Genomic DNA, 25,242 nt, shown 5'->3' on the forward strand with positions numbered 1-25,242 from the left:
TTTTGCCCCCGCAAAGCTGGCGTACGTTCGGCGCGGATGGTAAGTGGTTGAATTGAAAAGAAATTTGCCTCGACAAGAGGCAGCCTGGTGAGAAAGTGTCTATGAAAGCAGGTCTGTACCAACCAGATGAATTCAAGGATAACTGCGGTTTCGGCCTGATAGCCCATATGCAGGGCGAGCCCAGTCATACCCTTTTGCAAACGGCCATCGAGGCCCTGACCTGCATGACCCACCGCGGTGGGATCAACGCCGACGGCAAGACCGGTGACGGTTGTGGCTTGCTGATTCAAAAGCCGGATATGTTCCTGCGAGCCATTGCCCAGGAAACCTTCGGCGTCGAACTGCCCAAGCAATATGCGGTGGGCATGGTCTTCTTCAACCAGGACCCGGTCAAAGCCGAAGCCGCTCGCGAGAACATGAACCGCGAGATCCTCGCTGCTGGCCTGACCCTCGTGGGCTGGCGCAAAGTGCCGATCGACACCAGCGTCCTTGGCCGCCTGGCCCTTGAGCGCCTGCCGCAGATCGAGCAAGTGTTCATCGCCGGTGATGGCCTGAGCGATCAGGACATGGCCGTCAAGCTGTTCACCTCCCGTCGTCGCTCGTCCGTGGCCAACGCCGCCGACGCCGATCACTACGTCTGCAGCTTTTCGCACAAGACCATCATTTATAAAGGCCTGATGATGCCGGCGGATTTGACCGCCTTCTATCCAGACCTCAGCGATCAGCGCCTGCAAACCTCGATTTGCGTGTTCCACCAGCGCTTCTCCACCAACACCCTGCCGAAATGGCCGCTGGCTCAGCCGTTCCGCTTCCTCGCCCACAACGGCGAGATCAACACCATCACCGGTAACCGCAACTGGGCCGTGGCCCGTCGCACCAAGTTCACCAATGATCTGATGGACCTGGAAGAACTCGGCCCGCTGGTCAACCGTGTCGGTTCCGACTCCTCCAGCATGGACAACATGCTCGAGTTGATGGTCACCGGTGGTATCGACCTGTTCCGTGGCGTGCGGATGATCATTCCGCCTGCGTGGCAGAACGTCGAAACCATGGACCCGGACCTGCGTGCGTTCTACGAATACAACTCGATGCACATGGAACCGTGGGACGGCCCGGCCGGCGTGGTAATGACCGACGGTCGCTACGCGGTGTGCCTGCTCGACCGTAACGGCCTGCGTCCAGCGCGTTGGGTCACCACCAAAAACGGTTTCATCACCCTGGCCTCCGAAATCGGTGTCTGGAACTACCAGCCTGAAGACGTGATCGCCAAGGGCCGCGTTGGCCCGGGTCAGATCTTTGCCGTGGACACCGAAACCGGTCAGATCCTCGACACCGACGCCATCGACAACCGCTTGAAGTCCCGTCATCCGTACAAGCAATGGCTGCGCAAGAATGCCCTGCGCATCCAGGCCACCATGGAAGACAACGACCACGGTTCGGCGTTCTACGATGTCGATCAACTCAAGCAGTACATGAAGATGTACCAGGTCACTTTCGAAGAACGTGATCAGGTGCTGCGTCCGCTCGGCGAGCAAGGCTACGAAGCCGTTGGCTCGATGGGCGACGATACGCCGATGGCCGTGCTGTCCCAGCGCGTGCGCACGCCGTACGACTATTTCCGCCAGCAATTCGCGCAGGTCACCAACCCGCCGATCGACCCGCTGCGTGAAGCCATCGTCATGTCGCTGGAGATCTGCCTCGGTGCCGAGCGCAACATCTTCCAGGAGTCGCCGGAACACGCCTCGCGCGTGATCCTCAGCTCGCCGGTCATTTCCCCGGCCAAGTGGCGCTCGCTGATGAACCTCGATCGTCCGGGCTTCGAGCGCGCGATCATCGACCTCAACTACGACGAAAGCGTCGGCCTCGAAGCGGCGATCCGCAACGTTGCCGATCAGGCTGAAGAAGCGGTGCGCTCCGGTCGTACCCAGGTCGTGCTGAGTGACCGTCACATTGCCCCGGGCAAGTTGCCGATCCACGCTTCCCTGGCCACCGGCGCGGTGCACCACCGCTTGACCGAAAAAGGCCTGCGTTGCGACTCCAACATCCTCGTGGAAACCGCGACGGCTCGCGATCCGCACCACTTCGCCGTGTTGATCGGTTTCGGCGCCTCGGCGGTCTATCCGTTCCTGGCTTACGAAGTGCTGGGCGACCTGATCCGTACCGGTGAAGTCCTGGGCGACCTCTATGAGGTGTTCAAGAATTACCGCAAAGGCATCACCAAAGGTCTGCTGAAGATCCTGTCGAAGATGGGCATCTCGACCATCACGTCGTACCGCGGTGCGCAGTTGTTCGAAGCCATCGGCCTGTCCGAAGAAGTCTGCGATCTGAGTTTCCGTGGTGTGCCGAGCCGCATCAAAGGTGCGCGTTTCGTCGACATCGAAGCCGAGCAGAAAGCCCTGGCGGCCGAAGCCTGGAGCCCGCGCAAGCCAATCCAGCAGGGCGGTTTGCTGAAATTCGTCCACGGTGGCGAGTATCACGCGTACAACCCGGACGTGGTCAACACCCTGCAAGCCGCTGTGCAGCAGGGCGACTACAGCAAGTTCAAGGAATACACGGCGCTGGTGGACAACCGTCCGGTGTCGATGATCCGTGACATGTTCAAGGTCAAAACCCTGGACACGCCGCTGGACATCAGCGAGATCGAACCGCTGGAGTCGTTGCTCAAGCGCTTTGACTCCGCGGGCATCTCCCTCGGCGCCTTGTCGCCGGAAGCTCACGAAGCCCTGGCCGAAGCCATGAACCGCCTCGGTGCGCGTTCCAACTCCGGCGAAGGCGGCGAAGACCCTGCGCGTTACGGCACCATCAAGAGCTCGAAAATCAAACAGGTTGCGACTGGCCGTTTCGGTGTGACCCCGGAATACCTGGTCAACGCTGAAGTGCTGCAGATCAAAGTCGCTCAGGGCGCCAAGCCCGGCGAAGGTGGTCAGCTGCCAGGCGGCAAGGTCAACGGTCTGATCGCCAAACTGCGTTACGCAGTGCCGGGCGTGACCCTGATCTCACCTCCACCGCACCACGACATCTATTCGATCGAAGATTTGTCGCAGTTGATTTTCGACCTGAAACAAGTCAACCCGAAGGCTTTGGTCTCGGTGAAGCTGGTAGCAGAAGCGGGCGTCGGCACTATCGCTGCCGGTGTGGCCAAGGCCTACGCGGACTTGATCACCATCTCCGGCTACGACGGCGGCACGGGTGCATCGCCGCTGACCTCGATCAAATACGCGGGCGCTCCGTGGGAACTCGGCCTGGCCGAAACCCACCAGACCCTGCGCGGCAACGACCTGCGCGGCAAAGTCCGGGTACAAACCGACGGCGGCCTGAAAACCGGCCTCGACGTGATCAAGGCTGCCATCCTCGGCGCTGAAAGCTTCGGCTTCGGCACCGCGCCAATGATCGCGCTGGGCTGCAAATACCTGCGCATCTGCCACCTGAACAACTGCGCCACTGGCGTCGCGACTCAGAACGAGAAGCTGCGCAAGGATCACTACATCGGGACCGTCGACATGGTGGTGAATTTCTTCACCTACGTCGCCGAAGAAACCCGTGAGTGGCTGGCCAAGCTGGGCGTGCGCTCCCTCGAAGAGCTGATCGGTCGTACCGATCTGCTGGACATCCTCGAAGGCCAGACCGCCAAGCAGCAACACCTGGACCTGACGCCATTGCTGGGCAGCGATCACATCCCGGCAGACAAGCCTCAGTTCTGCCAGGTCGACCGCAACCCACCGTTCGACAAAGGCCTGCTGGCCGAGAAAATGGTCGACATGGCCACCTCGGCCATCAACGACATGAGCGGCGCCGATTTCGCCCTGGATATCTGCAACTGCGACCGTTCGATCGGCGCGCGGATCTCCGGTGAAATCGCTCGCAAACACGGCAACCAGGGCATGGCGAACGCGCCGATCACCTTCCGCTTCAACGGGACGGCCGGTCAGAGCTTCGGTGTGTGGAACGCTGGCGGCCTGCACATGTACCTGGAAGGCGACGCCAACGACTACGTCGGCAAAGGCATGACCGGCGGCAAACTGGTCATCGTTCCGCCAAAGGGCAGCGTCTACAAGACTCAGGACAGTGCCATCATCGGCAACACCTGCCTGTACGGCGCCACTGGCGGCAAGCTGTTCGCCGCCGGTACCGCGGGCGAGCGTTTTGCGGTGCGTAACTCCGGTGCTCACACCGTGGTGGAAGGCACGGGCGATCACTGCTGCGAGTACATGACCGGTGGTTTCGTCTGCGTATTGGGCAAGACCGGTTACAACTTCGGCTCAGGCATGACCGGCGGTTTCGCCTACGTGCTCGACCAGGACAACAGCTTCGTTGACCGGGTCAACCACGAACTGGTGGAAATCCAGCGGATCAGCGGTGAGGCGATGGAAGCCTATCGCAGCCACCTGCAACGCGTGCTGAACGAATACGTCGAGGAAACCGACAGCGAGTGGGGTCGTAACCTCGCTGAAAATCTCGATGACTATCTGCGTCGTTTCTGGCTGGTCAAGCCCAAGGCTGCCAACCTGAAATCGTTGCTTTCCAGCACCCGTGCCAACCCGCAGTGATATGCGCCTGAAGAGTTTGATGAGGTTTTAACAATGGCTGAACGTCTGAATAACGACTTCCAGTTCATCGATGTCGGGCGCAAAGATCCGAAGAAGAAACTGTTGCGTCAACGCAAGAAAGAGTTCGTGGAAATCTACGAACCCTTCAAACCCCAGCATTCGGCCGATCAGGCTCACCGCTGCCTGGGTTGCGGTAACCCGTATTGCGAATGGAAGTGCCCGGTGCACAACTTCATTCCGAACTGGCTGAAGCTGGTGGCCGAGGGCAACATCCTCCAGGCTGCCGAGCTGTCGCACCAGACCAACACCCTGCCGGAAGTCTGTGGCCGGGTATGCCCGCAGGATCGTCTGTGCGAGGGTGCCTGCACCCTCAATGACGGCTTCGGCGCGGTGACCATCGGTTCGGTCGAGAAGTACATCACCGACACCGCGTTCGCCATGGGCTGGCGCCCGGACATGTCCAAGGTCATACCGACCGGCAAGCGTGTTGCCGTGATCGGCGCAGGCCCGGCAGGTTTGGGTTGTGCCGACGTGCTGGTACGCGGTGGAGTGACCCCGGTGGTGTTCGACAAGAACCCGGAAATCGGCGGTCTGCTGACCTTCGGCATCCCCGAGTTCAAGCTGGAAAAGACCGTGCTGAGCAATCGTCGCGAAGTCTTCACCGGCATGGGCATCGAGTTCCGTCTGAACACCGAAGTGGGCAAGGACGTGACCGTCGAGCAACTGCTCGAAGAGTACGATGCCGTGTTCATGGGCATGGGCACCTACACCTACATGAAGGGCGGCTTTGCCGGTGAAGATTTGCCGGGCGTGCATGACGCGCTGGACTTCCTGATCGCCAACGTCAATCGCAACCTGGGTTTTGAAAAGTCGCCGGAAGATTTCGTCGACATGAAAGGCAAAAAGGTGGTGGTGCTGGGTGGCGGCGACACGGCGATGGACTGCAACCGTACCTCGATTCGCCAGGGCGCCAAATCGGTGACCTGTGCGTATCGTCGTGACGAAGCGAACATGCCGGGCTCGCGCAAAGAGGTGAAGAACGCCAAGGAAGAAGGCGTGAAATTCCTCTACAACCGCCAGCCAATCGCGATCGTCGGTGAAGACCGCGTCGAAGGCGTGAAGGTGGTCGAGACCCGTCTCGGCGAACCGGACGCCCGTGGCCGTCGCAGCCCCGAGCCGATTCCGGGTTCCGAAGAGATCATCCCGGCTGATGCCGTGGTCATCGCGTTCGGTTTCCGTCCGAGCCCGGCGGCGTGGTTCGAACAGCACAGCATCCAGACCGATAGCCAGGGCCGCGTTGTGGCCCCGGAACAAGGTCAGTACAAGCACCAGACCAGCAACCCGAAAATCTTCGCCGGTGGCGACATGGTTCGCGGTTCTGACCTGGTGGTGACGGCGATCTTCGAAGGCCGCAATGCCGCCGAAGGGATCCTGGGTTACCTGGGCGTCTGATCACCTTCCAATAGATTGGAATGCAATACCTGTGGGAGCTGGCTTGCCTGCGATAGCATCACCTCGGTCTATCTGACACACCGAGGTGCCCGCATCGCAGGCAATCGAGCGTCGACCGGCGCTCCCACATTGGTTTTGTGGTGTTGCGAAGACTGTGTTCCCCCGCGACAAATTGACCCGATAGACAAAAGGCACGGCTCTTGCCGTGCCTTTTGCGTCGCGCTCTGAGAAAATGCCCGCACTTTTTTTCCGGATGCCGACATGACTGCCCTGAAGAACGACCGTTTCCTTCGCGCCCTGCTCAAGCAACCCGTAGACGTCACGCCTGTCTGGATGATGCGTCAGGCCGGTCGCTATCTGCCGGAATACCGCGCCAGCCGTGCCAAGGCCGGCGACTTCATGAGCCTGTGCATGAACCCGGAGTTCGCTTGCGAAGTCACGATGCAGCCGCTCGACCGCTACCCACAACTGGACGCGGCGATCCTGTTCTCCGACATCCTGACCATCCCCGATGCCATGGGCCAGGGCCTGTACTTCGAAACCGGTGAAGGTCCGCGCTTCAAGAAAGTCATCAGCACCCTGGCTGACATCGAAGCGCTGCCGATTCCTGATCCGCACAAAGACCTCGGCTACGTCATGGACGCGGTCAGCACCATCCGCCGCGAACTGAACGGCCGCGTGCCGCTGATCGGCTTCGCCGGCAGCCCATGGACCCTGGCCACCTACATGGTCGAAGGCGGCTCGTCGAAAGACTACCGCAAGACCAAAACCATGCTCTACGACAACCCGCAAGCCTTGCACCTGCTGCTGGACAAGCTCGCGCAGACGGTCACCAGCTACCTCAACGGCCAGATCATGGCCGGGGCGCAAGCGGTGCAGATCTTCGATAGTTGGGGCGGCAGCCTTTCGGCGGCGGCATATCAGGAATTCTCCCTGGCCTACATGCGCAAAATCGTCAGCGGCCTGATCCGTGAACACGAAGGCCGCAAGGTGCCGGTCATTCTGTTCACCAAGAATGGCGGCCTGTGGCTCGAAAGCATCGCCGACGCTGGCGCCGATGCATTGGGCCTGGACTGGACCTGCGACATCGGCAACGCCCGTGATCGCGTCGGCGACAAAGTCGCGCTGCAAGGCAACATGGACCCGACTGTGCTGTACGCGAAACCAGAAGCCATTCGCACCGAAGTCGGCCGCATCCTCGCCAGCTATGGCAAAGGCAGCGGCCACGTGTTCAACCTCGGCCATGGCATCACGCCTGAAGTCGACCCGGAACACGCCGGCGCCTTCTTGCGCGCGGTGCATGAACTGTCGGCGCAGTATCACGAGTGATCGTTGCCCGATAAAAAACGCCCGGCTTTTCTGTGGGAGCGAGCTTGCTCGCGATAGCGGTGTATCAGTCAACAGAGATGTTGAATGTGAAGCCCTCATCGCGAGCAAGCTCGCTCCCACAGTTGTTTGTGGTGACCGAACCTAAGCTTTCACATTCTCCAATGGCGGTAACTTCGCCAGTTTCAACGCCACCAGCAACGCAATCACCAGCAACCCGCCAATGAACAGCCCGATCCCGTTCCACCCGCCCATGTGCCAGAACACGCCCCCGGCAGTACCCGCAATGCTCGACCCGGCGTAATAGCTGAACAGGTACAGCGACGACGCTTGCCCCTTGGCCTTGATCGCCCGACGCCCAATCCAGCTACTCGCCACCGAATGAGCGCCGAAGAAACCGAAGGTGAAGATCAGCATCCCGATGATCACCACCGGCAGTGGCGTCAACATGGTCAGTGCAAGGCCTGCGAGCATCAGGACGATCGTCGCCCAAAGCACTTTGCGCCGGCCTAGTTTGTCGGCCAACGAGCCGATTTTCGCTGAGCTGTAGATACCCGACAGATACACCACCGAGAGCAGCCCGACGAAGGCCTGATCCATGTGGTACGGCTCGGCCAGCAGGCGATAACCGATGTAGTTGAAGAGAGTGACGAACGCGCCCATCAGCACAAAAGCTTCGAGGAACAATAGCGGCAGGCCGGCATCGCGAAAGTGCATGGTGAAGCCGTCAATCAAGCTGCGCGGGTGCAATGAGCGGGCGCGGAAGTTGCGCGACTCGGGGAGGATTTTCCAGAACACCGCCGCCGCGACCAGTGCCAGACCTCCGATCACCAGCATCGCCGTGTGCCAGCTGACGAAGTCGATCAACACGCCGGTAATCAAGCGTCCGCACATCCCGCCAATCGCGTTGCCGCCGATGTACAAACCCATGGCCAGACCGATGTGCTGTGGATGGATCTCTTCGCTCAAGTAAGTCATGGCGACTGCTGCCAGACCGCTCAACGACAACCCTATCAGCGCCCGCATCACCAACACGCCGTGCCAGCTCGGCATCATTGAGCTGGCGATTGTGCAGAGCGCGGCGGCGAACAGCGCGGCGACCATCACCGGTTTACGTCCGACACGGTCGGAGATCGGGCCGGTGATCAGCAGACCAATGGCGAGCATGCCGGTGGCGACCGACAGGATCAGGCTGCTCTGGGCGGCGTTGATGGAGTACTCATGGGACAGCAGCGGCATCATCGGCTGCACGCAATAGAGCAGAGCGAAGGTCGCGAAGCCGCCGGAGAACAGCGCCAACACCGTGCGCATGAACATCGGCGTGCCTTTTTCGATGTAGATCTCCTTTAGTTCGGCGACAACATCGTCCACCGCTGCGGGCGAAACTTCATGGGCAAGTGGAGCGACAGCAGTTTTCACTTCGGACCTCAAAGGACGCAGCCGGTCAGGCAATGAAAAAAGCATATAGCTGCCTAATGATTCAATCCAATATATTGTTCGACCTGTTTGATAGGTTTAACGACCTAATGGAGTTTTCATGGAATTGCGTCACCTGCGCTACTTCATTGCTGTTGCCGAAGAACTGCACTTCGGCCGCGCCGCCCAGGTGCTGGGCATCTCACAACCGCCGCTGAGTCAGCAGATTCAGGCGCTGGAGCAGGAGGTGGGCGCGCGGTTGTTCGAGCGCACCAATCGTCGGGTCGAGCTCAGTGAAGCCGGCCGGCTGTTTCTGGAAGAGGCGCGGCTGGTGCTGGCGCAGGTCGACAAGGCGGCGGATGTTGCACGGCGGGCGCAGCTGGGTGAGTTGGGCGAACTGAAGATTGGCTTCACCTCATCGGCGCCATTTAACTCGACCATCCCTCAGGCGATTTTTTCGTTTCGCCAGCGATTTCCGGCAGTGCACCTGAACCTGCGGGAGATGAGCAGCACTCAGGTAGCGGATGCGCTGGTGGATGAGTCGATTGAAGTCGGGATCATGCGGCCGCTTGGGTTACCGGACTCGCTCAGCGTGGTGGAGCTGATGCGCGAACCACTGGTGGCGGTGCTCAGCTCCAAGCATCCGTTGGTGAACGACAGCGAAGAGGGCTTGTTTCTGTCAGCCCTGGCCCTCGAACCCTTCGTATTTTTCCCACGCAGCTATGGCAGTGGTCTGTACGCACAATTGCTCAGCCTGGCCCGGGATGCCGGTTTCAGTCCGCACTTCGCTCAGGAGGCGGGCGAGGCGATGACGATCATCGGGTTGGTGGCGGCGGGGCTGGGTGTCTCCGTGCTGCCGGCGTCCTATCAGCGGATGCGCATCGAAGGGGTGGTCTATCGGCCGTTGCTTGATCCAGAGGCGGTGTCGGCAGTGTGGCTGGTGCAGCGCAAGGATCAGAAGTCGCCGATGGCCAAGGCGTTTGTGGAGTTGTTGACGCGTAAGGTTGAGCCGTTGAAGGCGTGACTGCTTCGCAGTCAATCGCGGGCAAGCCCGCTCCCACAGGGTTCAGCGGTGTGAACACCCGTTTTGACACACTGCCGGACTTTGTGGGAGCGGGCTTGCCCGCGAAAGCGTCCGCAAATCCACCAAAAAAGGTGCAGTTGCCTACGCCAAAACGGACGCTTCGCTGATGAGCGTGGGACATTTCCGAAATACCTTAGCAAGGCTACAGCGCCTTGCGGCATTGCCTACAACTAATCCAGAATCCGCCGGCTTGTGCGCTTTGGGGGCCATCGGTAACTTGATTCGCGTCACTGATTGTCAGTGATCGGGTTTAGTAGCCCGTGTTTACACGATTCGCATTTGCATGCCGGACAGTCAGGTAATTTCATGCCTGCACTTTGATGGTAGCTGTGCGTAGGGCGCTCTCGGGCGCGCCGGTTCGTGTTTCCCGGTCTACTAACCTGCGTACGGCTGCCACCCTTTTGATTAGTAGCGACTCGGTGGCTCCACTTTGTAGGTAGCCGAAACATGACGAATACAACAACAAACCTACCGGACACCGATCCGGATGCTCCACGCCAACCAAGCAAAATCTTCCTAATCGCCCCCAATATCGACAACCACACCCTGCTGGAATACGCCTGTGAATCCCTGGCATCAGCCAACGTCATGGCGAGCGATTTCGCGAGGTATCTGGAAGGATCGCAAAGCAACACACTGCTGGGGATTCAGCAGTCGATCATGTTGGGGGAACTGGCAGTAAACCGTGTGTTGGATAACCTCGATTCACCCTAGTGGATACCTTGAACATCAAAAGATCGTCCGAACGCGGCCCGAACCTTCGGCAGCTCCTACAGATGTACACGCTCTCCTGTAGGAGCTGCCGAAGGTTCGGGCCGCGTTCGGACGATCTTTTGATTTTGCTTACGACCAGCGCTTAAAAATCAGCGAAGTATTAACCCCACCAAACGCAAAGTTGTTGTTCATCACGTACTGGTTGCTCATCTGCCGGAACTCGCCGCGCAGGTAATCGAGTTTGCCGCAGTGCGGGTCGACGTCGTCGAGGTTGAGGGTGTGGACGTACAGGTCGCGGTTCATCATTTCGATGCTGAACCAGGATTCCAGCGCGCCGCAGGCTCCGAGGGTGTGACCGAGGAAACTCTTCTGCGAGCTGATCGGCATGTGCTCGCCGAACAACGCGCTCGTTGCCAGTGTTTCGGCAATGTCGCCCTGTTCAGTCGCGGTGCCGTGACCATTCACGTAGCCGATGTCAGAAGGCTGTAACCCGGCGTCTTCCAGCGCCAGTTCCATGGCCCGGCGCATGGTGACCTGCTCTGGGCGGGTGGCGTGCTGGCCGTCGGCGTTGCTGCCGAAACCGACGAGTTCGGCGTGGATGTGCGCACCGCGAGCCAATGCGTGTTCGAGTTCTTCGAGCACCAGCATGCCGCTGCCTTCACCGATCACCAGGCCATCGCGGCCGCTGTCGTATGGGCGTGGGGAAGTTTGCGGCGCATCGTTTTTCAGGCTGGTGGCGTAGAGCGCATCGAATACCATCGCTTCGGTGGGGCACAGTTCTTCGGCACCGCCGGCGAGCATCAATGGCAGGCGACCGAACTTGACCGATTCGTAGGCATAACCGATGCCCTGACTGCCGCTGGTGCAAGCGCTGGAGGTCGGGATCAGCCGGCCGGTGAGGCCGAAGAAGATACTGATATTCGCGGCCGTGGTGTGCGGCATCATGCGCACATAGGAGTTGGCGTTCAGGCCCTCGGCCACCGAGTTGAGCAGCATGTTGCCGAACGCCTTGATCTCGTCGGTGCTGCCGGTGGATGAGCCGCAGGAAACGCCCATGCGCCCGTCCTTGATCGACGGGTCACCCAACAGACCGGCATCGGCCAATGCCTGTTCTGCCGCGCCGACCGCCAGGCGCGAGACCCGGCCCATGCTGCGCAATTGTTTGCGGGTCCAGTGGCTCGGCACTTTGAAGTCATCGATCGGCCCAGCGAGGCGCGTGTTGAGTTCGGTGAAGCGATCCCACTCGTCCATCCGGCGGATACCGCTGCGGTTGGCTGCGAAGTTGCCGGCGATGGTGTCCCAATCGCTGCCCAGTGAGGTGATGCCGGCCATGCCGGTGACGACGACGCGCTTCATCAGCACAGGCCTCCGTTGACGGCCAGAACCTGCCGGGTGATGTACGACGCTTCCGCCGACATCAGGAAATTCACTGCGCTGGCCACCTCTTCCGGGGTGCCCATGCGTTGTGCGGGGATCATTTTCATCAGGTCTTCCACCGGCACGTTTTCATCGAGCATTGCAGTGTCGATCAAGCCGGGTGCGACACAGTTAACGGTAATTTTGCGCTTGCCCAACTCGATCGCCAACGCCTTCGCCGCGCCGATCAAACCGGCCTTGGAAGCGCTGTAGTTGACTTGGCCACGGTTGCCGATCAACCCGGAAACCGAGGTGATGCAAACAATCCGCCCGGCCGCGCGACGACGAATCATCGGCATCATCACCGGGTGCAGCACGTTGTAGAAACCGTCGAGGTTGGTGCGCATCACCACATCCCAATCATCCTCGCTCAAGGCCGGAAAAGCACCGTCGCGCGTCAGGCCGGCGTTCAGCACCACGCCGTAATAGGCGCCGTGGGTTTCCACGTCGGCTTCGAGAATGGCTTTGCAGTTGGCGCGATCGGACACATCGAATTGCAGAATGCGCACGTTGCGCCCCAAGGCTTCGATTTCAGCCTTCACGGCTTCAGCGTCCGCCAGGCCACTGCGGCAATGCAGCACGATGTCATGCCCGGCCTGAGCCAGACGCAAAGCGATAGCACGGCCGATGCCACGGCTGGAACCGGTGATCAGTACGGATTCAGTCATGGCTGGGTTCCTTGGGTTTCATGAAGGTATTGAGCAGCCTGAGGCGGACGGAACACGTTCAGACGAGCGGTGGCGTGAATGCCGGGCGCGGTGATGTGGCATTCGAACACGCCCATGCCGTTGTCGTCTTCCAGCGAGCGGATTCCGTGGATGGTCAGCTCCGTGCCGGCGGGGAAGTGCTCGACGTTGCATTCGAATTTGCGGGTGCCAAGCAGAAACCCCAGCTCCACCGCATCGCCACGCTGACGGGCATGGCAACCGGCGTAGGCGGCGACGCTCTGGGCCATCAGTTCAATGCCGACCCAGGCCGGCAGGCTGCCATCCGGGCGGTTGAACAGGCCGTCGGGTTTGACCGTGAGGCGGGTGTAAATCTGCTCGTCATCGAACGACAGGATCTGCTCGATGAAGATCATGTCGCCAGCGTGCGGCAGCAGCTCGGCGATCGGCCAGTCAATCATGGGGCGTCTCCGATAATCAGGCTGACGTTGTTACCACCGAAGGCAAAGGAATTGCTCATCAGATAGCGAGGTGCAATGGACGTCAGGCGATCGGCCGGGGTCACCCAATTCAGGGCTGGCAATTGGGGGTCCGGTTGGCCGTCCCAGACGTGGGGCGGCAGGGCGTGGTCGCGGTTGCCTGCACTCAGGCTCAACCAGCAGAACGCCGCTTCCAGAGCGCCGGCCGCCCCGAGGGTGTGGCCGGTCATGGGTTTGGTCGACGAACACGGCACACCCGCCGGGAACAACGTCGCCACCGCCAGGCTTTCCATGGCGTCGTTGTGTTGGGTGGCGGTGCCGTGCAAGTTCAGGTAATCGATCTGTTGCGGTTGCAGTTGTGCTCGGCTCAAGGCTTTGCGCATCGCTTGCAGGGCGCCACGGCCGGTCGGTTCCGGTGCGGAAATGTGATGTGCATCGGAGCTGGCGCCACTGCCGAGCAGGGCAATCGGCTGACTGTCGCCGACACTTTTGCTCATCAAAAACAGCACCGCCGCTTCGCCTATGTTGATGCCGTTACGGTTCACCGAAAACGGGTTGCAGCGTTGCCCGGACACCGCTTCCAGCGCCGAGAACCCATTGAGGGTCAACTTGCACAAGCTGTCGACACCGCCACACAGCACCGCGTCGCACACGCCCAGGTCCAGCAGTCGCTGAGCACTCATCAGCGCCCGGGCGCTGGAAGTGCAGGCCGTGGAGATCACATAGGCCGGGCCGCTCAGTTGCAGCCAGTCGGCGAGGAAGTTCGCCGGAGCGCCGAGCTCCTGTTGCTGGTAGTCGTAATCGGCCGGGAACTGATGCTCGCGGATGTAATGGGCCAGGCCACTGCTGGCTTCGTCGATGCCCGAGGTGCTGGTGCCCAGAACGATACCAATGCGGTCGCGGCCGTAGGTCTGGATCGCCTGGTCGATGTCTTCGCGAATTTGCAGCGCGACTTCCAGCAGCAATTGATTATTACGGCTGCCTTGCGGCGCAAGCTCCGCCGGGATCGCCGCCAGTTCGCCGCGAACTGCGGCCACGGGCAACGACCGTTCTGCCACCCAACCAGCCTCATTGCGCATGCCCGAACAGTCACCGGCAAACAGGTTGCTGGCGACTTCGTGCTTGTCACGGCCCAGGGCGCAGATCACCCCAAGGGCATTCAGGTAAGCCGTCATGGCGTGTCCCCGCTGAGCGGCGTGACTTGATATTTCGGGCCTTTGGGCAGGTTCAATTCAAAGCTCATGGGTTGTGAGTAGCGGACTTCCCAGTGCGCTGGCAAGGACCGTTGCGAGCCATGCTGCCACGCGGCGGGATAGTTGCCCGACAGTTCATCTTTGGGGGTCAGCGCAAACAGCAGCGCGGCGAACAGCTCTCGCGCTTCCGGATTGGGCGGCAGCAGACCGTCAGCCTGCCACTCGCCATCGACCAGTTTCTGGCGTGCCTGTGGAATGCCCAGCAAGTCCATCATCGACCAGCGAATGCCAGGGCCTTCACGCTGGATCACCAGCACCCAGTCCTGCCGTTGGTCGGCCACCAGACGCTGGATGTGCAATTGCAGCGGCAACGACAGGTTCGGGGTTAGCTCGGGCAGCGGCGCCCGGCTGGCACAGGCGCTCAGCAACAGGACGCAACCCAACAGCAGAAAACGGATCATCAGGCACACCTATCAAGGGGTTTGCGCGCGACCACATTGACCAGGGTTTCTTCCCGTTGGCCGAAGGGCTTTGGCCGGCGCAGACCCAAGCGTTCAAACAGGCCGAAATCCTTTGCACGGCTCCACCACAAGTACGGATAAGACACGTTTTTCGGGCCGAATTCGAAACCCTGCTGGCGAATCATGTCCAGATACCCGGCGGCGCTCTTCTGCACGTGCATCGGATGGCGGAACAACCAGCGGATCACCCAGGTATCAATGTAAGCCTCGGTGGATTCGGCGAACAGCAGATAGCCACCGGGCTTGAGCACGCGGTAGAACTCGGCCAGTGCCTGTTCCTGCTGCACCAGATGATGGAAGGTCTGGTGACAGAACAGCAGGTCGACGCTGGCGTCCGGGACGTTGATGCTCGCGCAGTCGCTGCCGGTCAACTCCACCGCCATGCCCTGACGGACGGCCTCTTCGCCGGCCAGCTTCAGGCTGTAAGGGTCGGCGTCCAGACCGATCAGGCGCTGGGGGGCAAAGGTCTGGCGCAAGTACTGAAACGACTTGCCCTGACCGCAACCGGCATCCAGCAATACCGGGTTGCTCGGCGGTGTTTCGCTGAACAGGCTGCGCAAATCGGTGATTGCCACTCGCAGTACATGGTGCTGCCAGGTGTGGCTGCGCAGAAACCAGAAACCGAAGCGGGTCTCTTCGACGTAGGTGTCGCTCAAGTAGCTCATGTGGCATCCCTTGCACAGAGCTCCGAGAGCATCCGCAGCCGGCGCTTGGGTTCGGCGACGAACGGATTACGCTCATCCCAGGCATAACCGGCGAGGATCGAGCTGATCATGCGGCGAATATCGGGCGAGCCGCCCTCATGGTAAATCACATCCTGGAACGTCCCGGCGTACCAGCCTTCGACGTAGCAACGGAACGTGTCGACGCCGCGCTTGAGCGGGATGGCGAACTCAGTCTGCCAATCGATATTTTCGCCTTGCAGTTGGCGATGCAGAACCCCGACGGCCATGCTCGCCGAGCGCATGGCGATGGTCACGCCAGAGGAAAACACCGGGTCGAGAAATTCCGCCGCGTTGCCGAGCAGGGCAAAGCCTGGCCCGTGGAGGGTTTTGACGTTGGCCGAGTAGCCGCCGATGGTTCGAGCAGGCGTATCCCACACGGCGTTGTTCAGCACACCGGCCAGGCTTGGGGTTTCAGCGATAAACCCACGCAGGCACTCGTCCAGATTTTCCATGCGACCGTCGAAGTGTTCGGCTGCCGCGACCACGCCCACCGAGCAACGGCCGTTGCTGAACGGGATGGTCCAGAACCAGATATCCCGGTGGATCGGATGGGTGGTGATGAGGATTTTTTCCCGCTCGAAGGTCGGGTTGTCGATGTGGTCTTCGACGTGGGTGAACACGGCCTGGCGCACCGGGAAATTCGACGGTGCTTCAAGGTCGAGCAAGCGCGGCAACACACGGCCGTAGCCGCTGGCATCCAGCACGAAATCGGCTTCGACGCGGTACTGGCTGCCGTCTTCGCGAAGCACGTCGAGCTGCGGTTTCGGCAGGGTGAAATCGACGCTGACAATGGCTTCGCCGTAGCGAACCTCCACGCCTTGCAGCGCGGCTTGATCAGCCAGCAGCTTGTCGAAATCGGCACGCTGGACCTGGAAGGTGGTCGGCTTGCCGTTGCTGAAAGTCTCGCCGAAATCAAAGGCGCTGTATTGCTCGCCCCAAGCGAATGCCGCACCGTTTTTCAACTGGAATCCGGCGGCGTTCACCGCTTCGAGCATGCCGGCTTCTTCGACAAAATCCAGGCAGTGGGACAACAGGCTTTCACCGATGGAAAACCTTGGGAAATGCTGGCGTTCGATCATCAATACGTCATGACCCTTGCGCTTGAGCAGCGCGGCGGCGATGGCGCCCGATGGACCTGCACCGATAACCACGACCTGGCGATGTTCCATTTCAACTGTTGGCACGGGGGCTCCTTGCCGGGACGGCGATGTTCAGAGGGGGTCGGTGCATGCCGGCGAGTGCCGGCAGCAATGTCGCAATCAGGCCCATCACCATCAGCGCGAAGTACAGCGCCGGGCTGATGAGTTGTTGTTGCAGCAGCAGGTTGAGAAAGACGATCTCGCTCAAGCCGCGAATATTCAGCAAGACGCTTTCCCGCCAGCGACTGGCGCCTTCGAACGAGGCGCCGGCCCAACCGAGGCCCAGCCAGTTGCCCAGCAGTTTACTGGCAATCGGGAACAGCAGCAGTGCCGTCAGTTGCACCCAGTCGAGGCTGGCCATGGCCGCGTGGACGTTGATTTGCACGATGCCGAACGTGAGGATCAGCGGGATCGCGATATACGTCTGCAAGTGACTCATCCAGATCACCGGCAACGGCAGCACCAGCGGCACTTTGAGCGCGGCCATCCACAGCAGGTAACCGATGCCGAAAATCAGCGCATTGAGCTTGAAGTGTTCCGCCACCACCAGCAGTGCGAAGAAGCAACCGCTGTGCAGCAACGGTTGGCGCAATCGGAGCAGACGCAGCAGCAACGGCAGGCAGGCGCCGGCCAGCGGCAGCAGGAGGCTGCTCAGGTGCAGGCTGCCTTGGGCGATGGCGAACAGGGTCCAGCAAGTGAGGTCGATGAGGATCGCGGTCTGCACCAGTCGCCGGGTAGCGGCAGGCGGGTATTTGATGTGCCGCAGGTACAAATACAACACCGGAATCGCCGTGATGGCGAACAGCAGGCCGACCGCCAGTGAACTGATCCAGGGTTGCGGCGGTAACAGCCAGACCGCTGTCGCGAGGCCGCAGGCAAACGGAATGGAGAAACTCGGCAGGGCGATTTTCAGGCTCTGACGGTCGAGTCGCAGGTCAATCACGTCACTGAGAATGTGCCCCAGCAACAACGCAAAGCTCAGGCTGTAGACGTTTTTCAGCCAGGCCGGCGCGACCAGCGCGGCGCCACTCAATTGCCACTGGGGTTCGATCCAGAAGTACATCAGCAGCGGCAGGCCGAAGGTGGCCAGCAGCAACTGGCTGACGATCGGGATCACGCCGAAGTGACGACCGACACGGGTGGCCACGGCGAACAGCGCCAGGGCCATGACCCAGAACACGGCGATCATCATGTGGCTGACTCCGTGACCGGGGCGGCGTGAACCTGGCGTCCGGCCCACGGCGCAAGAATGAAGCTGAACGCCAGGCCCAGGCTCACCGACAGACCGAAATTGCTCACCGCCGGCGTGCTGGACACCGCCAGCAAACCGAACGACAGCCAGGTGGTCAGCGCCGCCAGCAAGGTGCCCAGCAGGCTCACGGCAGCGCCGCCGACCTGTTCACGCATGAGGATTGCGTAATCGACGCTGATGGCCGTCACCAGCAGCAGGCCGAACAGACTGAACAGCGTCAGCGGTTGTCCCAGCCAGCCGAGACTGGCCAGGCTGCACAGCGCGGCCAGCAGCGGCAGGGCGACGATTCGCAGGGCGCCGCCGAAGCCGAACGGCAGGATTAGCACCAGCACGATCAGCACGCAGGACGCGAGTTTCAACTCTGCGGCACTGATCTGGGTGTCGGCGAACACCTTGTTCAACTCACCGAGACGATCCACCAGTTCCACGCCCGGTAAATCCAGCGCCTGGACGCGCAACAAGGAAGGGTTGTTCAAGCCTTGCAGACTGACCATCGCCGCTACGCCGTCATCGGTCGCGCCCAGCCACAGCGCGCGATAGGGCTCGGCCAACGGACCGACCAGCGCCGCGTCGATGTCTTCGGTGGGCAGTGCCTGCAATTTCGTGAGCTCTGCTTGCAGCGCCTCCACCGGCACGCCGACATCGAGTAGCGGTTGCCAGAACTGCGGCAACTTGTTCAGCGCTTCACGCACTTGCCGCTGTTCGGTGGGTTGGCTGACCAATTGATTGAGCGACAGATAACCCTGGAGTTTTTCCAGGTTGACCAACTGATCCAGCCGCTCGCTCAGCGCGGTTTGGCGTTCCAGCAGTTGCTGCTGATTGGCCGCGCGCACCAGGAAGAACTGGCTGGTGGGTTGATAGCCTGTGATGCGTGCAATGGTTTGTGCTTCGTCAGTCAGTTGCTGCGGTGCACCGACCCACTGGCGAATGTCGTTTTTGGTGTCGAGCTGCAACAGACCGCCCACACAAAAGGCAATCAGCAGCGCCAGCAGCACCGGCGTGCTCGCGAGCTTGAGCAGCGCTTCACGGCGCCCCAGCAAATACTCGGACACCCGCAGCGGCCACTGCGCTGGACGCAAATCTGTGCCCTTGAGCAGTGCCGGCAGCAGGCACACCGCGGACAAATAAGCGCCGAGCAGACCGGCGGCAGAGAACACGGCGATCTGGGTCAGCGCCGGGAACGGTGTCCAGGCCAGGGCTAGGTAACCGATGCAACTGGTGATCAGGCTCAGCGTCAGGCCCGGCAACGTCAGGCGCAGGGCCGGCCAACTGTGCCAGGGTTTCAGGCTCCAGCTCTTGGACAGATAGTGCAGCGGGTAATCGACCGCCACGCCGATCAGGCTCGAGCCGAGCACCAGCGTCATCACATGCATATGGCCGAACAGCGCCACACAGGCCACCGCGCCGAAGAGCATGCCGACCAGCACCGGGACGAAGGCCAGCAAGACCCTCCAGCGCCGGAAGGCCAGCAGCAACAGCAATAGAATGCCCGCCGTGGCGCCGCCACCGACCCAGGTCATTTCCCGGGTGGCTTGCTTTTGCCCACTGGCCGCATAGAGCAAGCCGCTGGCGGCAAGCAATTGAACGTTTGCCTGGGTGGCTTGTTCACGGCTGTGCTGGAGCAGGTCGGCCACTTGCAACGGCAAGTTCATGTCGAAGGCGTTGCCCGTGGTGCGCGAGCGCAGCAGCACCCAACTCTTGCCGTCGGCATCGGCGACCAGCGCACCGCTGCCGATGTCCAGTTGCACCGAACCGTGCTGCGGCTGGCTGTTCTGGATGCGTCCGGTCAGGCCCAGCCAGTCATCCTGGCTCGGCACCAGACTGAAACCGGTGAAGGGGTCGAACAGTGCTTGTACTCGCTGCTGGATAAAGGCGTCGGGATGCTCGATCAGTTGCTGTCGGTCAGCCGCTGAGAGCATTGCCAGTCGGCCGTTGAGCAATTGCGTGCGCAGCGCCGGCAAGTCGGCTTGCAGGTTCCACTGGACCTTTTCGAACAAACCGCTGGCCTGCCACTGTTCACCCAGTTTCTGCGCCATCGCGACGGCTTGCTGGCGATCGGTGTGGCCGACCAGCACCAGCATTTCGCGGTTCAGCGGTTCTTGCATGCGTTGTTCGGCGCGCAGTTCCAGAGCGTCCGGCGCCGTGCCTGGCACCAGTTCCATCAGGTTGGCCGACAGTGGTGCGCCGTCACGCCATTGCCAACCGGCGAGCGCGAGCACCGCCAGCAGCAGGATCAGAAACAGCCGTGGAAGACTCCGTTCACTCGGCAAAGTCATGTTGCTCCGCATCGCTCAACGGTTGGGCGCTGGTGCTGTCCTGCATGCGCAAGAGGGTGCTGTCACCCTGGGTTTCGAGCAGCTCGATGCTGTGCACCAGTTCGCCGCCGGTAATGTTGATCTGAGTGAACACTTGCTTGAGCAGCAGGGAGCGCGGACTCAGCGTCAGCTTCCAGTTCTGTGCATCGCCGCTCAGTGAAAGCTCGAAATCCCGTTGCAGTCCGCTGCTGTCGCCTTGCAGTACCGCAAGGAACAAACGGTTCTGCTCGGCGCCGGCACTCTTGCTCGGCAGCATTTGCCAACCGTTGGCGTCACGCCGGGCAATGCCTTTGGCGCTGATGCGGTAATCCTGTTGCAGCGGGGTTTTCAGCAGCCAGAGCAAACCGTGGTTTTTAGCGAGGACGAAAGTGCCCTTGCTGGTCAGCGGCTGAGGCAGGGCACGTAGGTGTTTTTCCTGGATGAAATTGCCGTGGATCACGTCTGGCTTGGCCAATTGATCGCTCAACTGCTGCAAATCAAAAGCCTGCGCCAGCGAAGAGAACCCCTGCATCAATACCAGCCCCGCCACGAACCCGTAGCAGCTGCCGAGCCCGCGAGGCTGCGTTCGGCGGCGAAGCCGTCGTAAAACCTGAACATGCGGTGCATCAGGAGAAATGCAGGGCGACTGCTGCGCCCGAGCGCGGACCGGCCGACGCAGGCTTCGCCAGCTGCTACAGAGGGTTTTCAGCAGAGTCATGCGAGCATCCTTTCAACAGCGTCGGTGAAGACCTTGGGTGAGGCCAACTGCATTTCGCGGCTGCTCATGTCGATGGCGACCTGCACGGAACTGGCGCGGGTCAAGCGTTCGCCGGTTTCCAGATCGCTGATCAGGTAACTGATCTTCAGACGGTTCTCCCATTCCACCAGATTGGCGCGCACGTTGAGCTTTTGGCCGAACACCGCGCCGCGCACATAGCGCAATTGCAGATCGATCACCGGCCACGCGTAACCCGACTCGACCATGGCCGTGTAGTTGTGGCCGATCTTGTCCAGCAGCGCGCAGCGGGCGACTTCCAGGTATTTGATGTAATGGCCGTGCCAGACGACGTTCATGGTGTCGACATCAAAGAACGGCACGAGGATTTCCGTATCGGTGTGAAGCACTCCCTTGCTACGCATGCAGCCTCCAGTGTTGCTCGGCAATACGCTTCAGGCACAGGCGCAGTTCGCCTTCCAGCGCGCGGTCTTCGATGACCGGCGGGAAGTCCTTGGCCAACGCTTCGTGCATGGCGGCCAGGGCTGGCGGCAATGGACGTGCATCCTCGGCTTTACTGCGCAGCCAGACGCCTTGGTTGGCGGCCAGCAGGGTGGCGGCGGCGACCTGTTCGGTCAGCTCCAGCACACGGATCGCATCGCGGGCGGCGATGGTGCCCATGCTCACTTTGTCCTGGTTGTGGCATTCGGTGGAGCGCGAGAAGACGCTGGCCGGCATGGTGTTTTTCAGCGCTTCGGCGGTCCAGGCACTGGTGCCGATCTGCACGGCTTTGAAGCCGTGATTGAGCATCGCCCGGTCAGCGGTGGCGCCGGACAGGTTGCTCGGCAAGCCGTGGTTGTAACGCTCGTCCACCAGCAAGGCGAGTTGACGATCGAGCAGGTCGGCGACGTTGGCCACCAGGTTTTTCAGGCTGTCCATGGCGAACGCAATGTGGCCGCCGTAGAAGTGCCCGCCGTGCAACACGCGCTCGGCTTCGGCGTCGATAATCGGGTTGTCGTTGGCGCTGTTGAGCTCGATCTCGATGAACGAGCGCAGCCAGTTCAGGCTGTCGGCCAATACGCCGAGGACGTGGGGTGCACAACGCAGGGAATAACGGTCTTGCAGGCGATGCAGCGGCGCGGTCGGCGCGTCGATCGCCAGATCCTTGCGCAACCACGCGGCGACTTGCATTTGCCCAGGATGCGGTTTGGTGGCGAACAGGCGCTCGTCGAAGTGCTCGGGGTTGCCTTGCAGGGCGACCACGTTCAGCGCGGTGATGCGCGTGGCCAGTTGCAGCAGGTAATCGGCGCGGGCATAGGCCAGGCACGCGAGACCGGTCATGACGGCGGTGCCGTTCATCAGCGCCAACGCTTCTTTCGGACGCAGTACCAGCGGCTCCCAACCCAGTTCGCGGTGCACGTCGGCCGCTTGTCGGCGTTCGCCACGGAACATCACTTCGCGTTCACCGGACAACGTCGCGGCGACATAGGACAACGGCGTCAGATCACCGCTGGCGCCCACCGAGCCCTCTTCCGGAATCAGCGGCAGAATGTCGTGTTCGAGGAAGGCTTGCAGGCGTTCCAGCAGCTCCACGCGCACCCCGGACACGCCGTGGCACAGCGACTGCAAACGCGCCGCCAGTACCGCGCGAGTGGCCTGTGCATCAAGCAGTTTGCCCAACCCGCAGCCGTGGAAGGTGTACAGATGACGGGGCAACGCCTCGACGTGATGCAGCGGCACCGCGACCACGCAAGAATCGCCGTAACCGGTGGTCACGCCGTAGATCACGCCTTCCTTGTCCAGCAGGGAGTCCAGGAATCGCGCACCCTTGGCGATACGCTCGCGGTACGCAGGGTCGCCTTGCAACTGCGTCGGCACCTGACGGTTGGCCAGGGCCAGCACGTCTTCGATGCGCAAAGGGAGTTCGCCGAAGGTTACCGGCTCAAGCGTTGGCGTCGTCATCGGTCTTCCAGAAAGGGTAAAAGTTGAACCATTGTTGGGGCGCTTCAAGGCAATAGTGACCCAAGCGTTCGGCATAGCGGGAGGCCCACTGATGAATGACCTGCTCGCGGTCGCTGCGTTTCCACACCACGGCCTCGGCGAACGGTTCGAGGGTCAGTCGATAGTCACCCGTCGGCTTCTTCAGGCACAGCATCAGGTTGATCGGGCATTTCAGCAGACCGGCCAGCAACCATGGGCCCTGAGGGAATGCGGCCTGATGACCGAGGAAGTCCACCGTCACGCTGCGTCCGCCATGCAGCGGCACGCGGTCGCCGGCAATCGCCAGCCATTCGCCGCGCTCAAGGCGTTCATGGAGTTGCAGCATGATCAGCGGGTCGAGCTCGCTGACCTGAATCAGCCGCAGATTGGTCGCGCCGGCTTCGCCGAGCAAACGGTTGAATTGCTCGGCATGCTTGGTGTGCACCAGCACGTTCATCGTGACTTTTTCGCCGATCTCGGCCAGCGCACGGCAGACCTCGAGATTGCCCAAATGCGCGCCCACCAGCATCTGCCCTCGGCTGCCGCGCAATTGATTGCGCAGCAATGCCGGGTCGATGATTTCAATCTGCTCGATGCTCAACTTGCCGTTCCATACGTCGAGCTTGTCGAGCATGGAATCGGCGAAGGCCATGAACTGGCCGAACACCCGCCAATGGGTCGGGCGCAATTCGTTGCGACCACTCCAGTCGGCGAGCCTCTGCTGGTATTGCCAGGCGCTGCGACGGGCGCTGCGCCCGAACAGGAAAAAGTACAGAACGATGCCGTACAGCAGCGGGCTCAACAGCCGACGGCCGAGTACCTTGGCGCCGAACGCAGTGAGCTTCATCAGCCAGAAACTGCCGCGCTCCTGACGGTCAGCCCAGTGTTCCTTGTCTGCACTCATGCTCGCCACCGTCGCCAGAGGATCACTGGCGCCCGTAGCAACATGCCGAAGAACAGTCGGGTGTGCATGCTCGTAATCAGCACGTTGTCGTGGAACAGGCGGAAATGCGAGACGCCATCCAGCGGGTAATGGACTTTGGTTTGCAGCCATTGCATGGGGAGATTGCGCCAGGCCAGTCGTACGAGAATGTCCGAGTCGAAGTCCATGCGCTTGCCGATCTTCGCCGAATCGATCAGCGCCAGGGTCGGTGGTAACGGATAGACACGGAAGCCGCACATGGAATCGCGAATCTGCAACGACAGGGTGTTGATCCAGACCATGACGTGAGTCAGGTAGCGGGCGTACAAGCGACCTTTCGGCACGCTGGCGTCGTATTGCGGATAGCCGCAGATCACCGCCTCGGGATGGGCGCGTGACAGTTCGATGAAGGTCTGGACGTCTTGCAGATCGTGCTGACCGTCGGCGTCCACCTGCAAGGCATGGCTGAAGCCCAGGCGCGAGGCTTCGCGCATGCCAGTCATGACCGCGCCACCCTTGCCCTGGTTGGCGCCGAGTCGGATCAGGAACACTTTGTCGCGCTGGGCCAGTTGATCGAGGATCTTTGCACAGGCCGGGCTACTGGCGTCGTCCACGAGAATGCATGGCAGGCTGCTGGCGAGTACCGCATCAACCACCGTGGTGATGGCGGTTTCGTGGTTGTAGACCGGGATGATTGCGCAGGGGTTATGCATGTTGGTGTTCACCTGAAGGACCGAGGTGCCTGCATCGCGAGCAAGCTCGCTCCCACATTGGATCTCTGTTAACCACGAATCCCCTGTGGGAGCGAGCTTGCTCGCGATTGAGTGCGCAGCACTCACCAAAGTTATGCATCGCTTGAGGCCTCCAGCAAGATCCGCCCACTGGAGCAGGTCGCGGTCTCGTTGCGATAGGTGAAATACAACTTGCTGCGCGTCGTATCGAAGCGCAGGTGCAGTTGGATTTCATCGCCGGGGCGTACCAGTTGCTGGAATTTCAGCACTTCCATGCCAGCGAATTTTGCCGGCAGGTCCATCAGTTGCTGGCCCAGCATTAACGCCCACTCCACTTGCACCACGCCGGGCAATACCGGCGCCTGAGGGAAGTGGCCGCTGAAGTAGGCGAGGTCGGGTGGTACCGCCAGTTGCAGGCTCCACTCGCCATCGACTTCGACCTGCTCCAGCACTTCCGGTGCCTTTGGGCGCGGCGCCAGCAGCAGGGCTTCAACGGTGGCCTGGGGCAGTTTGCCCTGGGCGTTCAGCGGCAGTTGCCGCAGCAGGCGCCAGCGTCGTGGCAGGGCCAGGGCTTCGCAATGCTGGCTCAGATGCTGACGCAGTTCTTGCGTGAGGGTGCGTCGACCCTGATTGCGCAAGGCATGCAGGCCTGACTCGGTCAGCACCAGCAG

The 25,242-nt window shown here is 61.2% G+C and carries 21 protein-coding genes; 5 read left to right on the forward strand and 16 right to left on the reverse strand.

Features of this window, described 5'->3' with window-relative positions:
* Nucleotides 1-101 precede the first annotated feature (101 nt).
* The 3 genes from gltB to hemE all read left to right on the forward strand — a co-directional run bounded on the left by gltB (nucleotide 102) and on the right by hemE (nucleotide 7,328).
* Nucleotides 102-4,547, forward strand: a complete 4,446-nt coding sequence (gene gltB / locus WLY71_RS01430; protein WP_347802212.1) for a glutamate synthase large subunit — start codon at nucleotides 102-104, stop codon at nucleotides 4,545-4,547.
* Between the two features lie 33 nt (nucleotides 4,548-4,580).
* Complete coding sequence (locus WLY71_RS01435) at nucleotides 4,581-5,999, forward strand: FAD-dependent oxidoreductase (protein WP_347802213.1); 1,419 nt, start codon at nucleotides 4,581-4,583, stop codon at nucleotides 5,997-5,999.
* A 261-nt stretch (nucleotides 6,000-6,260) separates the two neighbouring features.
* Nucleotides 6,261-7,328 carry a uroporphyrinogen decarboxylase gene (gene hemE, locus WLY71_RS01440; protein WP_347802214.1) on the forward strand — a complete coding sequence of 356 codons (1,068 nt, stop codon included), beginning with the start codon at nucleotides 6,261-6,263 and terminating at the stop codon, nucleotides 7,326-7,328.
* Nucleotides 7,329-7,469: 141 nt separating this feature from the next.
* Here hemE and WLY71_RS01445 read toward each other — a convergent pair whose 3' ends face one another.
* Complete coding sequence (locus WLY71_RS01445) at nucleotides 7,470-8,696, reverse strand: MFS transporter (RefSeq protein ID WP_425589905.1); 1,227 nt, start codon at nucleotides 8,694-8,696, stop codon at nucleotides 7,470-7,472.
* A gap of 166 nt (nucleotides 8,697-8,862) precedes the next feature.
* On the opposite strand from WLY71_RS01445, the gene WLY71_RS01450 reads away from it, so the two are divergent.
* Nucleotides 8,863-9,765, forward strand: a complete 903-nt coding sequence (locus tag WLY71_RS01450; protein WP_347802216.1) for a LysR family transcriptional regulator — start codon at nucleotides 8,863-8,865, stop codon at nucleotides 9,763-9,765.
* A gap of 507 nt (nucleotides 9,766-10,272) precedes the next feature.
* Nucleotides 10,273-10,539, forward strand: coding sequence for a DUF6124 family protein (locus WLY71_RS01455; protein ID WP_134419682.1), 267 nt, complete (start codon nucleotides 10,273-10,275; stop codon nucleotides 10,537-10,539).
* Between the two features lie 129 nt (nucleotides 10,540-10,668).
* Here WLY71_RS01455 and WLY71_RS01460 read toward each other — a convergent pair whose 3' ends face one another.
* From WLY71_RS01460 to WLY71_RS01530, 15 genes are all read right to left on the reverse strand, one after another.
* The gene (locus WLY71_RS01460) at nucleotides 10,669-11,895 is read right to left on the reverse strand and encodes a beta-ketoacyl-ACP synthase (protein WP_283182633.1); all 1,227 of its coding nucleotides are present in this window, start codon (nucleotides 11,893-11,895) and stop codon (nucleotides 10,669-10,671) included.
* A complete protein-coding gene (gene fabG / locus WLY71_RS01465) occupies nucleotides 11,895-12,623 on the reverse strand; it encodes a 3-oxoacyl-ACP reductase FabG (protein ID WP_347802217.1) in 729 nt (242 codons plus the stop codon). Before fabG ends, WLY71_RS01460 begins: the two co-directional genes overlap by 1 nt.
* Nucleotides 12,620-13,081: a hotdog family protein gene (locus WLY71_RS01470; protein WP_008149597.1), complete on the reverse strand. Its 462-nt coding sequence runs from the start codon at nucleotides 13,079-13,081 to the stop codon at nucleotides 12,620-12,622. Before WLY71_RS01470 ends, fabG begins: the two co-directional genes overlap by 4 nt.
* A complete protein-coding gene (locus WLY71_RS01475) occupies nucleotides 13,078-14,274 on the reverse strand; it encodes a beta-ketoacyl-[acyl-carrier-protein] synthase family protein (RefSeq protein WP_347802218.1) in 1,197 nt (398 codons plus the stop codon). Before WLY71_RS01475 ends, WLY71_RS01470 begins: the two co-directional genes overlap by 4 nt.
* Entirely contained in the window at nucleotides 14,271-14,753 is a 483-nt protein-coding gene (locus tag WLY71_RS01480; protein ID WP_347802219.1) for a hypothetical protein, read from the reverse strand. The genes WLY71_RS01475 and WLY71_RS01480 overlap by 4 nt, the downstream gene beginning before the upstream one ends.
* A complete protein-coding gene (locus WLY71_RS01485) occupies nucleotides 14,753-15,478 on the reverse strand; it encodes a class I SAM-dependent methyltransferase (RefSeq protein ID WP_347802220.1) in 726 nt (241 codons plus the stop codon). The genes WLY71_RS01480 and WLY71_RS01485 overlap by 1 nt, the downstream gene beginning before the upstream one ends.
* Nucleotides 15,475-16,722 (reverse strand): NAD(P)/FAD-dependent oxidoreductase, encoded by a 1,248-nt coding sequence (locus WLY71_RS01490; RefSeq protein WP_347802221.1) that lies wholly within the window; start codon nucleotides 16,720-16,722, stop codon nucleotides 15,475-15,477. Before WLY71_RS01490 ends, WLY71_RS01485 begins: the two co-directional genes overlap by 4 nt.
* Nucleotides 16,709-17,869 carry a cation:proton antiporter gene (locus WLY71_RS01495; protein WP_347802222.1) on the reverse strand — a complete coding sequence of 387 codons (1,161 nt, stop codon included), beginning with the start codon at nucleotides 17,867-17,869 and terminating at the stop codon, nucleotides 16,709-16,711. The genes WLY71_RS01490 and WLY71_RS01495 overlap by 14 nt, the downstream gene beginning before the upstream one ends.
* Complete coding sequence (locus tag WLY71_RS01500; protein ID WP_347802223.1) at nucleotides 17,866-20,205, reverse strand: MMPL family transporter; 2,340 nt, start codon at nucleotides 20,203-20,205, stop codon at nucleotides 17,866-17,868. Before WLY71_RS01500 ends, WLY71_RS01495 begins: the two co-directional genes overlap by 4 nt.
* On the reverse strand, nucleotides 20,189-20,755 hold the full coding sequence (locus WLY71_RS01505; RefSeq protein WP_347802232.1) for an outer membrane lipoprotein carrier protein LolA: 567 nt from the start codon (nucleotides 20,753-20,755) through the stop codon (nucleotides 20,189-20,191). Before WLY71_RS01505 ends, WLY71_RS01500 begins: the two co-directional genes overlap by 17 nt.
* A 182-nt stretch (nucleotides 20,756-20,937) precedes the next feature.
* Entirely contained in the window at nucleotides 20,938-21,363 is a 426-nt protein-coding gene (locus tag WLY71_RS01510; protein WP_347802224.1) for an acyl-CoA thioesterase, read from the reverse strand.
* Nucleotides 21,356-22,900 (reverse strand): HAL/PAL/TAL family ammonia-lyase, encoded by a 1,545-nt coding sequence (locus tag WLY71_RS01515; protein WP_347802225.1) that lies wholly within the window; start codon nucleotides 22,898-22,900, stop codon nucleotides 21,356-21,358. The genes WLY71_RS01510 and WLY71_RS01515 overlap by 8 nt, the downstream gene beginning before the upstream one ends.
* A complete protein-coding gene (locus WLY71_RS01520; RefSeq protein ID WP_347802226.1) occupies nucleotides 22,881-23,822 on the reverse strand; it encodes a lysophospholipid acyltransferase family protein in 942 nt (313 codons plus the stop codon). Before WLY71_RS01520 ends, WLY71_RS01515 begins: the two co-directional genes overlap by 20 nt.
* Nucleotides 23,819-24,553, reverse strand: a complete 735-nt coding sequence (locus WLY71_RS01525; protein ID WP_347802227.1) for a glycosyltransferase family 2 protein — start codon at nucleotides 24,551-24,553, stop codon at nucleotides 23,819-23,821. The genes WLY71_RS01520 and WLY71_RS01525 overlap by 4 nt, the downstream gene beginning before the upstream one ends.
* A 131-nt stretch (nucleotides 24,554-24,684) precedes the next feature.
* A partial coding sequence (locus WLY71_RS01530; RefSeq protein WP_347802228.1) for a 3-hydroxyacyl-ACP dehydratase FabZ family protein occupies nucleotides 24,685-25,242 on the reverse strand: 558 nt, incomplete at its 5' end.

The organism is Pseudomonas rossensis, assembly GCF_039888995.1.
Taxonomy (GTDB): domain Bacteria; phylum Pseudomonadota; class Gammaproteobacteria; order Pseudomonadales; family Pseudomonadaceae; genus Aquipseudomonas; species Aquipseudomonas rossensis.